The sequence below is a fragment of the Microbacterium sp. 71-36 genome (genome assembly GCF_001898305.1).
GTDB lineage: Bacteria > Actinomycetota > Actinomycetes > Actinomycetales > Microbacteriaceae > Microbacterium.
Genome location: NZ_MKTP01000001.1, coordinates 1,700,726 through 1,713,634, shown reverse-complemented (window position 1 = coordinate 1,713,634; position 12,909 = coordinate 1,700,726). Strand labels below are relative to the sequence as shown.

The 12,909-nt window shown below is 72.5% G+C and carries 11 protein-coding genes; 6 read left to right on the top strand and 5 right to left on the bottom strand.

Going from position 1 to position 12,909, the window contains the following annotated elements:
- Positions 1-28: 28 nt before the first annotated feature.
- A complete protein-coding gene (locus BGO45_RS08140) occupies positions 29-610 on the bottom strand; it encodes a cupin (RefSeq protein WP_292692540.1) in 582 nt (193 codons plus the stop codon).
- Positions 611-814: 204 nt separating this feature from the next.
- Here BGO45_RS08140 and BGO45_RS08135 point away from each other — a divergent pair, with 204 nt between their 5' ends.
- Genes BGO45_RS08135 through mtnK form a run of 4 tightly spaced genes read left to right on the top strand, consistent with a single transcriptional unit; the run spans position 815 to position 5,701 of the window.
- Entirely contained in the window at positions 815-1,909 is a 1,095-nt protein-coding gene (locus BGO45_RS08135; protein ID WP_292692537.1) for a substrate-binding domain-containing protein, read from the top strand.
- Complete coding sequence (locus BGO45_RS08130; protein ID WP_292692534.1) at positions 1,906-3,465, top strand: sugar ABC transporter ATP-binding protein; 1,560 nt, start codon at positions 1,906-1,908, stop codon at positions 3,463-3,465. The genes BGO45_RS08135 and BGO45_RS08130 overlap by 4 nt, the downstream gene beginning before the upstream one ends.
- The gene (locus BGO45_RS08125) at positions 3,462-4,508 is read left to right on the top strand and encodes an ABC transporter permease (RefSeq protein ID WP_077049743.1); all 1,047 of its coding nucleotides are present in this window, start codon (positions 3,462-3,464) and stop codon (positions 4,506-4,508) included. Before BGO45_RS08130 ends, BGO45_RS08125 begins: the two co-directional genes overlap by 4 nt.
- Positions 4,505-5,701: an S-methyl-5-thioribose kinase gene (gene mtnK, locus BGO45_RS08120; protein WP_292692528.1), complete on the top strand. Its 1,197-nt coding sequence runs from the start codon at positions 4,505-4,507 to the stop codon at positions 5,699-5,701. Before BGO45_RS08125 ends, mtnK begins: the two co-directional genes overlap by 4 nt.
- Positions 5,702-6,166: 465 nt before the next feature.
- Here the strand turns inward: mtnK and mtnB are convergent, their stop codons facing one another.
- From mtnB to BGO45_RS08105, 3 genes are read right to left on the bottom strand one after another with little or no spacing between them, the layout of a single operon-like run.
- Positions 6,167-6,799 carry a methylthioribulose 1-phosphate dehydratase gene (mtnB, locus tag BGO45_RS08115; protein WP_292692525.1) on the bottom strand — a complete coding sequence of 211 codons (633 nt, stop codon included), beginning with the start codon at positions 6,797-6,799 and terminating at the stop codon, positions 6,167-6,169.
- Positions 6,796-7,497, bottom strand: coding sequence for an acireductone synthase (gene mtnC / locus BGO45_RS08110; RefSeq protein WP_292692522.1), 702 nt, complete (start codon positions 7,495-7,497; stop codon positions 6,796-6,798). Before mtnC ends, mtnB begins: the two co-directional genes overlap by 4 nt.
- Positions 7,494-8,669, bottom strand: a complete 1,176-nt coding sequence (locus BGO45_RS08105) for a hypothetical protein (protein WP_292692519.1) — start codon at positions 8,667-8,669, stop codon at positions 7,494-7,496. The genes mtnC and BGO45_RS08105 overlap by 4 nt, the downstream gene beginning before the upstream one ends.
- Before the next feature lie 431 nt (positions 8,670-9,100).
- Here BGO45_RS08105 and ddaH point away from each other — a divergent pair, with 431 nt between their 5' ends.
- Together ddaH and rocD are read left to right on the top strand one after the other, a co-directional pair.
- Positions 9,101-9,985 carry a dimethylargininase gene (ddaH, locus tag BGO45_RS08100; RefSeq protein WP_292692516.1) on the top strand — a complete coding sequence of 295 codons (885 nt, stop codon included), beginning with the start codon at positions 9,101-9,103 and terminating at the stop codon, positions 9,983-9,985.
- Positions 9,982-11,196 carry an ornithine--oxo-acid transaminase gene (rocD, locus tag BGO45_RS08095; protein ID WP_292692513.1) on the top strand — a complete coding sequence of 405 codons (1,215 nt, stop codon included), beginning with the start codon at positions 9,982-9,984 and terminating at the stop codon, positions 11,194-11,196. The genes ddaH and rocD overlap by 4 nt, the downstream gene beginning before the upstream one ends.
- Before the next feature lie 48 nt (positions 11,197-11,244).
- Here rocD and BGO45_RS08090 read toward each other — a convergent pair whose 3' ends face one another.
- Positions 11,245-12,777, bottom strand: coding sequence for a molybdopterin-dependent oxidoreductase (locus BGO45_RS08090; RefSeq protein ID WP_292692510.1), 1,533 nt, complete (start codon positions 12,775-12,777; stop codon positions 11,245-11,247).
- Positions 12,778-12,909: the final 132 nt, after the last annotated feature.

Here is a 12,909-nt window from a genome sequence, read left to right as displayed (position 1 = left end):
GCAGGGGCGTTGTCGCGAAGAAGCGGCGTCAGGCCAGCTGCGCGCGCCGCGCGTGCAGCTGGTCGAACGTCGCGAACGACTCGGCGATGGGGTTGCCGGTGAAGTGGCCGACCCAGCCGTCGTCGTCGTGGAAGAAGCGGATGCTGACGAACTCGGGGTTCGTGCCCATGTCGAACCAGTGCGTCGTGTTCGCCGGAACCGAGACGAGGTCGCCCGCCTCGCAGTAGAGGGCGTGCACCTTCTCGTTCACGTGCAGGTAGAAGACGCCGGCGCCCTTGGCGAAGAAGCGGTCCTCGTCGTCGTCGTGACGGTGCTCCGACAGGAAGCGCTCGCGCGAGGCGACCTTGACCTCGTCGTAGTTGTCCTGCGCGGGCGAGAGGCCCACGATGTCGACGAGCGTGTAGCCCTCGTCCTGCTTCACCTTCTCGACCTGGTCGGCGTAGAGCGCGAGCACGTCGTCGAGGGCGGCGTCGGAGGCGATCTCGTGCACGTCCCAGCGGGAGAATCGGGCGCCGAGCTCGGCGAGGGCCGCGCGGATCTCGTCCTCGTCGGTCGTCTCGAGGACGGGGCTGGTCGGGTCGGTCTCTTTCCAGACGGTCAGGAGCGTCATGGCTCCTCCTCTCGGACGAATACGGTCGGGACTCTCCGATTCTCGCGCTCGCGCCTCGTGAGCGGGCGCGGTGTGACGGGCGCGGCGTAACAATGCGCAACCTCGAACGGTCCGTGAGGCGCGGCCCTGCTTGACTGCTCGACGGCCGTCGCCCCACAGCACTCGCGCGGCTTCCCGCACCCGACTCCTTTCGAAGGGGACCCCGTGTCCGTTCGCTCCCACCGTTGGGCGACCCTCGTCGCCACCGCCGGTATCGCCGCCCTCGCCCTCACCGGCTGCGCGCAGCAGAACACCGCTGCTCCCGCCGCCTCGTCCGCCCCCGTGCAGAAGGCCGAGAACCTCCCGGCCCCGTTCGACGGCGAGCCGCTCAAGGTCGCCCTCGTGCAGCAGTCCGGCGCCGGCGACTTCTTCACGGCGTGGACCGCCGGAGCCAAGGCGCAGGCCGCCGCGGTCAACATCGACCTCACCGTCTACGACGCCCGCAACGACAACGCCAAGCAGGCCTCCGACCTCGAGCAGGCGATCGCCGCCAAGCCCGACGCGATCATCGTCGACCACGGTCAGACCGACACGATCGAGCCGCGCGTGCGCGAGGCAGTGGATGCCGGCATCCCGGTCATCGTGTACGACCTGGCGCTCGAGGACACCGACGGGATCGTCGTGACCTCGCAGTCGGATGCCTCGATGGCGCAGGGCGTCCTCGACCAGCTCGTGAAGGACAACGGCGAGGACGCGAAGGTGGGCCTCGTCAGCGCCGAGGGCTTCGCTCCCCTGGACCGCCGCAAGAAGGTGTGGGACGAGGTCGTCGCGAAGAACGGTCTCGACCAGCTCTTCTTCACCGGCAAGGTCACCGAGTCGACCGCGACCGACAACATCCCCCTCGTCGACGCGGCCCTCAAGGCGCACCCGGGCGTGCAGGCGATCTTCGCCCCGTACGACGAGATCACCAAGGGTGTCGTCCAGGCGGTGCTGCAGAACAACCTGCAGGACAAGGTCAAGGTCTACGGCATCGACATCTCCAACGCCGACATCGAGGTCATCACCGCCGACGGCAGCCCGTGGGTCGCCACGAGCGCGACGGACCCGTCGGCCGTGGGCGCCGGTGTCGTGCGCGCTCTCGCGCTGAAGCTGGCCGGCCAGCTCACCGAGGACACCGTCCAGTTCCCCGCCGTCACCATCACGCGCGACTTCCTCATCGAGAAGGGCATCACCAACGTCGCCCAACTGCGCGAGGCCGAGCCGTCGCTGCTGCTGAACGACACGGTGGTCGCCGACTGGCTGCCCGCCGTCTCCGGATGACGTTTCCGCTCTCTCACGCCGCCCAGGTGAACGACGCCCCCGTCGTCCGCCTGGGCGGTGTCGGCGTGCGGTTCGGCACCAACCAGGTGCTCCGCGATGTCTCGCTGGATCTGTTCCCCGGCAGCATCACCGCGCTCCTCGGCACCAACGGCGCCGGCAAGTCCACGCTGATCGGGGCGATCTCGGGGGCCAATGCCGGGTACACGGGCGACATCGCTGTCGCGGGCACCGACGTCCGTCTGACCTCGCCTGCCCGTGCCCGTCGCGCCGGGATCGAGACCGTCCACCAGCGGATCGCCGACGGCATCGTGCCCGGCCTGAGCGTCGCCGACAACCTCGCCCTCACCGATCTCGCGACCGGCGGGCACCGTCTCGTGCGCCGGACGGAGGCGGAGCGCGTCGCCCGCGCGGCGCTCGAGCGCCTCGGGCTGTCGTGGTCCGACGAGGTCCTCCGGGCGGATGCCGCACGCCTGGGGACATCCGACGCCCAGCTGCTCGTGCTCGCCCGCGCCCTGCGGTCCACCCCGCGTCTGCTGATCCTCGACGAGCCGACCTCGGCGCTGACGGCCGCGGAGGCGGATCGCCTGTTCGCCGTGCTGCGGGTGCTGCGCGACGAGGGCCTGTCGATCCTGTTCGTCAGCCATCGTTTCGGTGAGATCGAGCGACTCGCCGACCGCATCGTCGTCCTCCGCGACGGAGGCCTCGAGCTCGAGGCCCTCCGTCCGTTCGATTGGCAGGCGGCCCTGGAGGCGATGCTCGGCGTCCCGACCGAACTGCAGCAGCACATCACCGACCCGCTCCCCGCGCACGCCGAGGTGCTCACCGTCGACGACGCGGTCCTCCTGCCCGGGGCGGCACCGCTGGCCCTGTCGGTCGCCGCGGGTCAGGTGACCGGCATCCTGGGTCTGCTCGGAGCGGGCAAGACCGAACTCGCCGAGATCGTCGCCGGGGTGCGCCCCGCGGGCACCGCCCGCCTGCGACTCGACGGCGCGCCCTATCGCCCCGCGTCGCCCGCGGCGGCGAAGGACGCCGGGGTCGTGCTCGTGCCCGAGGACCGTCAGCGGCAGGGCATCCAGCCCGGCTGGTCGATCGGCCGCACCGTCGGACTCCCGGTGCTGCGACAGATCTCGCGCTGGGGCGTCGTCTCGCCGGCGCGCGAGCGCGCGGCCGCCGACGACGTGATCGACGCGTACGGCGTCGTCGCGCCGTCCGCGGACACCCGCGTCGACGATCTGTCGGGCGGCAATCAGCAGAAGGTCGTCGTGGGGCGGTGGCTGCGCACGGGCCCGCGCCTCGCCGTGCTCGACGAACCGTTCCGCGGCGTCGACATCGGGGCACGCCGTCGTATCGGCGACTCCGCCCGCGACCGCGCGGCCGAGGGAGCCGCCGTGCTCGTGCTCTCCAGCGACGTCGACGAGATCCTCGACGTCGCCGACCGCATCGTCGTCCTCGTCTCGGGGCGCATCGTCCTGGACACCCCCGCCGGAGTCCTCGACCGCGCGCGCATCGTCGCCGCCCTGCTCGACGACCCCGGCCACCGGAAGGAAACCGCATGACCACCGCTCTCGCTCCCGCGCGACCGAGTGCCGGATCCCGGATCGTGGATGCCATCGCGAAGTGGGGCTTCGTCGCCGTCACCGTGCTGCTCATCGCGTTCTTCGCCGTGACCCAGCCCGCGTTCGCGACGCCCGAGAACATCGTGGGGATGCTGAAGTACATCGCCCCGATCGGCATCGCCGGTCTCGGCGTGACGCTCGCGATGACCGTCGGCGGCCTCGACCTGTCGGTCGGCGCGAACGCCGGATTCGCGGTGTCGATCGCCGCCTGGACGATGGTCATCGGCAATCAGGTCGGCGGGATCGCGGTCGGCGTCGTGCTGCTCTCGGGTGCGCTCATCGGCGCGGTCAACGCCGCGCTCATCGTGTTCGCGCGCATTCCCGACCTGCTGGCGACGCTCGCGACGATGTTCACCGTCGTGGGACTCAAGCTCATCATCGTCGACGGCAAGTCGATCTCGTCGCAGATGACCCTCGACGACGGCACCACCGCTCCCGGCCGGTTCACGCCCGACTTCCTGTGGTTCGACCGCGGGTTCATCGGCCCCCTCTCGGTGCCGGTCGTGCTCTTCCTCGGACTCACGGTCGTGCTGTGGTTCGTCCTCGACCGCACCCGCTGGGGCCGTGCGCTCGCCGCCGTGGGGTCGAACCCCGAGGCCGCGCGCCTCGCCGGCGTGCGCGTCCGCGCCTACCGCGCCGCGGCGTACATCGGCTGCGGCATCCTGGCATCCATCGCCGGTCTCGTCCTCGCCGCCCGCATCGGGCAGGGCGACGTCTCGGCCGGCAACAGCCTGCTGCTGGATGCCGTGGCCGTCGCGCTCGTGGGCGTGTCGGTGCTGGGCATCGGGCGTCCGAACGCGTGGGGCACGGCCCTCGGTGCGGTGCTCGTGGCCGTGATGGTCACGGGGTTCTCGATGATGGGCCTGCCGTACTACATCCAGGACTTCGGGAAGGGCCTCGTGCTGCTCGTGGCCCTGCTCTTCAGCTTCACGTTCCGCCGTCGCAAGACCACCATCGTCGCCGGGAGCACCACCGCATCATGACCCTCCTCACCGATCAGCTGACCGTCGCCACGGTCCCCGCCTACCTCGTCGCGCGCCCGCACCTGGCGGGGCCGGTGGATCCGGCATCCATCGTGTCGGTCGACGAGGTCGGCGACGGCAACCTGAACCTCGTCTTCATCGTCAAGGACGCCGCGGGCAACGGCGTCGTCGTGAAGCAGTCGCTGCCGCACGTGCGCGTCGACCCGTCGTGGCCGCTCACGCGCGAGCGCGCGGCGCGCGAGGCCGTCGTGCTCGGTGTGCACGAGCGGATCGACCCGGCGCACGTGCCCGCGTTCCACGGCTTCGACGCCGAGAACCTCGCGCTGTCGATCGAGGACCTCAGCGACCACGCCGTGTGGCGCGGCGAGCTCAACGCCGGGCGCCTGCACACGTACGCCGCCGCGGAGCTCGGGCGGTACGTGGGGGCGGTCGGCTTCGCGACCAGCGTGTTCGGAACGCCGGGGCCGGAGCGTCGCCGCGCGATCGCCGCCGCCACGAACCCGGAGCTGAGCGAGATCACCGAGGACCTCGTCTTCACCGAGCCGTACGTCGACCACGAGCACAACGGCTGGCTGCCCGCCAACGACGACGACGTGCGCGCGCTGCGCGACGACCGGCCGTTCGTGCGCGAGATCGGTCTGGCCAAGCAGAGGTTCCAGGAGAGCACGCAGAGCCTGCTGCACGGCGACCTGCACACCGGTTCGGTGTTCGTGCGCGCCGAGGGCGCCTCGGTGCGGGCGTTCGACTCGGAGTTCGGCACGTACGGTCCCACCGGCTTCGACCTCGGGGCCGTGTGGGCGAACCTCGTCATCGCCGCCGCACGGGCGCACGTGCTCGGGCGTTCTTCCGACGCGGAGACGCTGCTGCAGCTGCCCGTCGAGCTCATCGACGCGTTCGAGGCGGAGTTCCGCCGCCGTTGGCCCGACCGCGTCGACCCGCGCGTGTACGGCGACGGGGTGCTCGAGCACACGCTCGCCGTCACGCGATCGGATGCCGCGATCTACGGCGCCGCGAAGGCCGTCCGCCGCATCGTCGGGTTCTCGAAGGTCGCCGACATCCAGACGTTGCCCGAGCCCGAGCGCGCGGTCGCGGCGCGTTTCGTTCTGCGCGCCGCCCGGACCCTCGGCCTCGCGCGGCTCGACGACGCCGACCCGCGCGCCCTCACCACGCGCACGGTGGCGCTGCTCGGCTGACGCGGGCTGCGGCGCGGCGGGGGCGGCGCTTGAGGCGTCGGGTCGGTGGCGCGGCGCGCCGGCGACGGGGTGCGGTGCGGCGGCGACGGGGTGGGGCGCGGCGGCGAGGCGTCCCCTCAATCGCGATAAACGCTGTTCACGGCGAGACACGGTGGGGCGGCTTGTTTCTCGCTGTGGATCGCGTTTCTCGGGGGGTCTGGGGGCGCGGTGAGCGGTGCGGCGCTGGGTCGGTGCGGCGGTGACGTGGCGGCGCGGTTCGGCGGCGACGGGGTGGGGCGCGGGCGGCGAGGCGTCCCCTCAATCGCGATAAACGCTGTTCACGGCGAGACACGGTGGGGCGTCTTGTTTCTCGCCGTGGATGGCGTTTATCGGGCGTAACGGCGGCGCAACGCGGCGCGGGCACGGCACAACGCGGGCCGGCGCGGCGCTACGCCGCGCGGAGGCAGGGCGGTGGATGCCGGGGGCTCAGCGCGTGGCGACGGTGAACCGCAGCAGCCACTCGGCGATCTCGAGGTGGCGGCGGGCGGCGGCGATGTCGACGCCCCACGCGTACATGCCGTGGCTCGCCACGATGAGCGCGGGGACCTCGGGCACCTCGGCCGTCGCCGGCACGTAGACCTCGTCGAAGCGCGCGGCCTCGACGGTCATGTCCTGATCGTTGGCGATCACGGGGATCGTCACGGTCTCGTCGTGCGCCCGATGCCCGATGCCCTTGAGCATCTCCATGTCGCGGATCTCGACGCCCCCGGGCCACCGGTGCCCCGCGACGACCGCGTCGAACGCGTGCACGTGGAACACCGCGCCCGCGCCGGTGCGCGCGGCGATGTGCGCGTGGAGCCCGGCCTCTGCGGACGGCGGCCGCGGGTCGTCGGGGTCGAGGGCCGCGCCGTCGGCGTCGATGAGTACGACGTCGCGGTCGGTGAGCTCCGACTTGTCCAGGCCCGAGGCCGTGACGGCGAGCACGAGCGGATCCCGGTCGATCACGACCGACAGGTTGCCGGAGGTGCCGCGCATCCAGCCGTACCCCGAGAAGCGCGAGGCCTCCGCGGCGAGGGCGGCTCCGGCCTCCTGCACGCGCGCGGTCAGGGGGAGGCTCATCGCGACAGGTCGATCTCGTCGAAGGATGCCACGGACGGCGCCGCGAAATCGGCTCCGTGCCACGGCTCCCCGGCGCGGTCGAGCGCGACGACCTGCCAACCGGCGGTCAGGGCGGCGGCGACCTCGTCGGGGTGGTCGGTGAGGAACAGCGCGCGCTCCGGCGCGACGCCCAGGGCCGCCGCGATCCGGTCGTACGAGCCGGACTCCTTCTTGGGGCCGGCGCTCACGGTGTCGAAGAAGTCCTCGACGAGCGGCGTGAGGTCGCCCTGCGGCGCGTGCCGGAACCACGGTACCTGCGACGCGACCGAGCCCGACGAGTACACCGCCAGGCGGATGCCGTCCTCGTGCCATGCGTGCAGGCGCGGCGGCACGTCGTCGAAGAACTGCGAGTGGATCTCGCCCGCCGCGAAGCCCTCGGCCCACAGGATCCCCTGCAGGGTCTTCAGCGGAGTCGACTTCACGTCGGATGCCATGAGCCGGCGCAGCGCGTCGGCGACCTCGGCGTCGGTGGCGTCGGCATCCAGGCCGGTCTCGGCGATCGCGTCGGCGCGGGCGGCGCGGACGGTGTCGTCGTCGCGGCCCAGCAGCGCGTCCAGGCGCGGACGCGCGTAGTCGTACAGGTCGCCCAGGATGAAGCCGGCGGCACTCGTGGTGCCCTCGATGTCGAGCACGACGACGTCGGCGGAGATGCGGGTCATGAAGGATCCTCGTCGGGGGTGGGGGAAACGGGGCGGAACGCGACGGTGTCGGGTTGCACCGTCGCGGCGGCCGGGGCGGGCTCGGCGGGCGAGCGACGTCGCCGCAGCGAGGGCGCGGCGTCGGCGGCCTCGGCATCCGGATCGGTCGTGAAGTGCTCGCCGACGTTCGCCGGGGCGAACGTGCCGCGGCTCGTCGCGATGCGGGTCACCAGCCGCGGGGGCGTGACGTCGAACGCGGGGTACCAGGCGTCGGTCACGAGCGGGCTCGCCGTGCGCCGGCCGAGCACCTCGAGCACCTCTCGGGGGTCGCGGTCTTCGATGACGACGTCGGCGCCCGTCGGGGCGCTCGGGTCGGGCGCTTCGACCATGGCGTAGTACGGGGTGCCGAACGCCGCCGCCGCGGCGGCGTGCGCGAGCGTGCCCACCTTGTTGACCACCGAGCCGTCGAGCGCCACGCGGTCGGCGGCGGTGACCACGGCGTCGATCGGCCCGGATCCGACGCCCCGCGGTGACGCGAGGGCCGCGGCGGCCATGCCGTCGGTGATGAGCGTGACTTTCTGGTCGAGCTCGCGCAGCGAGTGCGCGGTGAGCCGCGCGCCCTGGAGATAGGGGCGGGTCTCGGTCGCGATCCACTCGATCTCGCGGCCGGCTTCGCGCGCGGCGGCGACCAGGCCGAACAGATAGGCGTCGGCCCAGCAGTGCGTGAGGATGCGCGGGGACTCGGGCAGCAGCGACAGCGTCGCGCGGCCCAGGCGCAGGCTGGCCTCGCGGTAGTCGCGGTCGACGGCCTCGGCCGTCTCGAGCGTCGCCGACACCAGGGCGTCGGTGTCGTCGGCATCCCTTCCCGCCGCGAGGATGCGCGCAACCGCGTCGCGCGGGTGAGCGTTCGTGGGGCGCGCGGTGGCCAGGGCGCGTCCGGCGCGGCCGAGCGCGGTGCGCGCTTCGCCCAGCGGCAGCCCGCGCACCTGCAGGGCGGCGAGGCCCATGCCCGCGGTCGCCGCGTACAACGGACCCGAACTCTGCGTCACCATGTCGCGGATCGCCGCGGCGACCTCGTCGGGGGTGGTGGCATCCACCCATTCGACCCGCGCGGGGAACACGCGACGGTCGAGGATGCGGACGACACCCGCGGCCTCGTCGAGGACGACGGAATTCTCGAGGGTGGCAGACATCGCGACGATTCTCCCACGGGCCGCCGACACGGACGGCGCGGATGACACCGCGCGACGCGCGGCCGCGACGCGCAGCCTCAGCGATCCGCGCAGCCTCAGCCCGATTCGACCGGATGCCGCTGACCCGGCGCGGATCGCCGAGCTTGTGCCGCCGCGGCGGCCGCGCGCCGCGTAGCCTCCGCGATCCGCGCAACCTCAGCCCGATTCGGCCGGATGCCACTGACCCGGCGCGAATCGCTGAGGTTGTGCCGCCGCGGCGGCTTCCGCCGCACCCGCCCGCGCCGCTCGCGCGCCCGCACGCCCGCGTGAGACACTGGTTCATGGCGTGCTCGGACCGACCTTTCCCCGCACGGCGCGACAGGCGCCGCCGGGTCGAAGGGCCACCGGGCCCAGAGGACAGCGTCCGCCGCACCTTCTCCTGAGGAGCAGAGATGTCCGCGAACCCCACCGCCGCCGCCGTCGAAACCGAGACGAACGAGCGCGTCCAGCAGCACCGCCGGTACCTGATGTGCCGGCCCGAGCACTTCACGGTCAGCTACAGCATCAACCCGTGGATGGAGCCCTCGCGCCCCACCGACACGAACCTCGCCGTGCAGCAGTGGCAGTCGCTGTACGACACCTACGTGTCGCTCGGCCACGAGATCGAGCTCATCGACCCCGTCGAGGGTCTGCCCGACATGGTCTACACGGCCAACGGCGGCTTCGTGATCGACGGTGTCGCCTACGGCCCGAAGTTCCGCTTCCGCGAGCGCGCAGAAGAGGCACCCGCGTTCATCGACTGGTTCGCGGCGAACGGCTTCGAGGTCGCCGAGCCGGTCGAGGTCAACGAGGGCGAGGGCGACTTCCTGCTCGTCGGGAACACGATCCTCGCGGGCACCGGCTTCCGCTCCACCGGCGACAGCCACCGCGAGGTCGGCGAGGTGTTCTCGCGCGAGGTCGTGTCGTTGACGCTCACCGACCCGCGGTTCTACCACCTCGACACCGCGATCGCCGTGCTCGACCCGGTCGAGGGGCCGGGCGGCGTCGAGAAGGCGAACATCGCGTACCTGCCGAACGCGTTCGACGAGCGCAGCCAGGCGATCCTGCGCGAGCGCTACCCGGATGCCATCCGCGTGTCGGATGCCGATGGCGCGGTGTTCGGCCTGAACTCCGCGAGCGACGGCAAGAACGTCATCATCTCGCCGCGCGCGAAGGGCTTCGAGGCGCAGCTGCGCGAGCGCGGCTACACGCCGGTGCTCGTGGACCTGTCCGAGCTGCTGCTCGGCGGCGGTGGCATCAAGTGCTGCACCCTCGAGCTGCGCGGGGGCACCCGATGAGCACCACCGTCGACGATCTGGGCGCGCAGCTCATCGCCGCCGAGGGCGCGCACGTCGCCCACAACTACCACCCGCTGCCGGTCGTCGCCGCGCGCGCCGAGGGCGTCTGGGTCACCGACGTCGAGGGCAAGCGCTACCTCGACCTGCTGTCGGCGTACTCCGCGCTGAACTTCGGCCACGGGCACCCGGCGATCCTGGCCGCCGCCCGCGAGCAGCTGGAGCGTCTGACGCTCACGAGTCGCGCGTTCCACAACGACAGGCTCGGGCCGTTCGCCACGGCGCTCGCGCAGCTGTGCGGCAAAGACCTCGTCCTGCCGATGAACACGGGCGCCGAGGCGGTGGAGACCGGCATCAAGGTCGCCCGCGCGTGGGGCTATCGGACGAAGGGCATCGCCCCGGATGCCGCGACCATCGTCGTCGCGAACGGCAACTTCCACGGCCGCACCACGACGATCGTCGGCTTCAGCGACGACCCCACCGCGCACGACGACTTCGGTCCGTACGCGCCGGGCTTCGTGCACGTGCCCTACGGAGACGCGGATGCCATCGCCGCGGCGATCGATGAGAACACCGCCGCGGTGCTCCTCGAGCCGATCCAGGGCGAGGCCGGTGTCGTGATCCCGCCGGACGGGTTCCTGCGGCGCGTGCGCGAGATCTGCACCGAGAACAACGTGCTGTTCATCGCGGACGAGATCCAGTCGGGCCTCGGACGCGTGGGCGAGACGTTCGCGTGCGACCGCGAAGGCGTGGTGCCCGACCTCTACCTCCTCGGCAAGGCACTGGGCGGTGGCATCCTGCCGCTGTCCGCGGTGGTCGCGAACGAGGACGTCCTGGGCGTCATCCGCCCCGGTGAGCACGGCTCGACCTTCGGCGGCAACCCGCTGGCGTGCGCCGTGGGCCTGCGGGTCGTGGAGATGCTGGCATCCGGGGAGTTCCAGACCCGCGCGAAGGCGCTCGGCGAGCACCTCGCGCAGGGGCTCGATGCGCTCGTCGGTCACGGCGTCACCGCGGTGCGCGTGGCCGGGCTGTGGGCCGGCGTCGACATCGACCCGGCCGTGGGCAGCGGCCGCGAGATCGCCGAGAAGCTCCTCGCCCGCGGCGTGCTCGTCAAGGACACGCACGGGCAGACGATCCGCATCGCGCCGCCGCTGACGATCCGCGCGACCGAGATCGACTGGGCGATCGAGCAGCTCCGTCACGTCCTGTCCTGATCGCGCGCTACGCGAGAGCCCCCACCGTGTGCGGGGGCTCTTCGCGTCTCACGCGACGGTGAGCGTCAGTTCGTCCCAGCCGGTCGCGCCGTCGGGGGCGGGGGCGGCGCGCTGCTGCGTCTGGGTCTCGCCGGTGGCGGACGTCGCGCGGCACCGGATCGTGTGCGTTCCCGCCGTGGCATCCCACGGCAGGCTCCACTGCACCCACGTGTCCGACGAGATGGCCGTCGCGAGCGTCGCCGGCTGCCACGCCCCGTCGTCGATCTGCACCTCGACGCCGGAGACGCCGACGTGCGTCTGCCAGGCGACTCCCGCGATCACCGTCGGGCCGGCGGCGACGCGCGCGCCGGCGCGGGGGACGTCGATCCGGGATGCCAGTTTCACCGGGCCGCGCGCCGACCATCCGCGCGAGGTCCAATACCCCTCGGCCACGGCGTACCGCGTCACCTCGAGCTCGGTGACCCACTTGGTGGCGGAGACGTAGCCGTACAGCCCCGGGACGACCATGCGGACGGGGAACCCGTGCGCGATCGGCAGCGGTTCGCCGTTCATCCCGATCGCGAGCAGCGCGTCGCGCTCGTCGGTCAGCGCCTCGAGCGGCGTGGAGGCCGTGAAACCGTCGATCGAGTGCGACAGCACCATGTCGGCATCCGCCGTCGGCTTCGCGCGGGCGAGCAGGTCGCGGATCGGGACGCCCAGCCAGCGGGCCGTGCCGATCAGATCGCCGCCGACCTCGTTCGACACGCACACGAGGGTCGCGACGGTCTCGCGCTGGGGGAGGGCGACGAGGTCGTCCCACGTGAGCACGACCTCCTCTTCGACGAGCCCATGGATGCGAAGACTCCACGTCGCCGGATCGATCTGCGGCACCACGAGCGCGGTGTCGATGCGGTAGAAGTCCGCGGACGGCGTGATCACGGGCGCGAGACCGTCGATGCCCAGCTCGGCCGTGGCGGGGACGGCCGTCGTGATCGCGGGGGCCGGGAGGCGGAGGGCGGAACGGACCGCCGACGCGGCCTGCGCGCCGCCGCGGACGGCCGCGGAACCGAGGGCGGCGAGGGCGCCGACGACGACCGCTGCGCCGGAGAGGACGAGGACGTTGCGTCGCGTCGGTCCGACGGCTTCGGGGGCGGCCTCCGGGCGACGGAGGCGGGCGATCAGCAGCGCGCCGACGATCACCGCGACCGCCGCCGCGACGAACGACGGTGCCGGGGACAGCACGTCGGCGTCGGCCCGCGTCATCGACACGATCACACCGACGACGCCGAGTCCGCCCAGGATCACGCGTCCCCACGGCGGGCGGCGACGTTCCAGCACTCCCGCGGCGGCGGCCACCGCCAGGAGGAGGATCGCGATGCCGGTCAGGAGGGCGGCCTTGTCGTTCGTGCCGAAGAGGCTGATCGCCAGGTCTTTCCCCCACGGGGGCGCGATGTCGATGATGCCGCCGCCGATCACGGCGAACGGGCTCGCTGCGGGCGCGACCACCGCGGCGGTCAGCTCGCCGGCCCCCGCGCCGAGCACGGCGGCCGCGACGCCCGCGCCGGCCGCGAGCAGGTCGGGGGTGCGGGAAGCAGAGGCCACGTTCGGAGCATAGGGAGCCCGCGGGGCGCCGGGGCCGTGGCATCCCGAACTCACAGCCAACCGGAACGCGCGCGGCGCGCGTGAGTCGCCGAGGAATGTCGCCTGGGCCCGCTGGGAGCGGCATATCCTGGC

What these genes read in the sequence shown, in the direction of transcription:
- BGO45_RS08140 (WP_292692540.1), bottom strand. Translation starts at nt 610, where the DNA reads ATGACGCTCCTGACCGTCTGGAAAGAGACCGACCCGACCAGCCCCGTC.
- BGO45_RS08130 (WP_292692534.1), top strand. Translation starts at nt 1,906, where the DNA reads ATGACGTTTCCGCTCTCTCACGCCGCCCAGGTGAACGACGCCCCCGTC.
- BGO45_RS08125 (WP_077049743.1), top strand. Translation starts at nt 3,462, where the DNA reads ATGACCACCGCTCTCGCTCCCGCGCGACCGAGTGCCGGATCCCGGATC.
- mtnK (WP_292692528.1), top strand. Translation starts at nt 4,505, where the DNA reads ATGACCCTCCTCACCGATCAGCTGACCGTCGCCACGGTCCCCGCCTAC.
- mtnB (WP_292692525.1), bottom strand. Translation starts at nt 6,799, where the DNA reads ATGAGCCTCCCCCTGACCGCGCGCGTGCAGGAGGCCGGAGCCGCCCTC.
- mtnC (WP_292692522.1), bottom strand. Translation starts at nt 7,497, where the DNA reads ATGACCCGCATCTCCGCCGACGTCGTCGTGCTCGACATCGAGGGCACC.
- BGO45_RS08105 (WP_292692519.1), bottom strand. Translation starts at nt 8,669, where the DNA reads ATGTCTGCCACCCTCGAGAATTCCGTCGTCCTCGACGAGGCCGCGGGT.
- ddaH (WP_292692516.1), top strand. Translation starts at nt 9,101, where the DNA reads ATGTCCGCGAACCCCACCGCCGCCGCCGTCGAAACCGAGACGAACGAG.
- rocD (WP_292692513.1), top strand. Translation starts at nt 9,982, where the DNA reads ATGAGCACCACCGTCGACGATCTGGGCGCGCAGCTCATCGCCGCCGAG.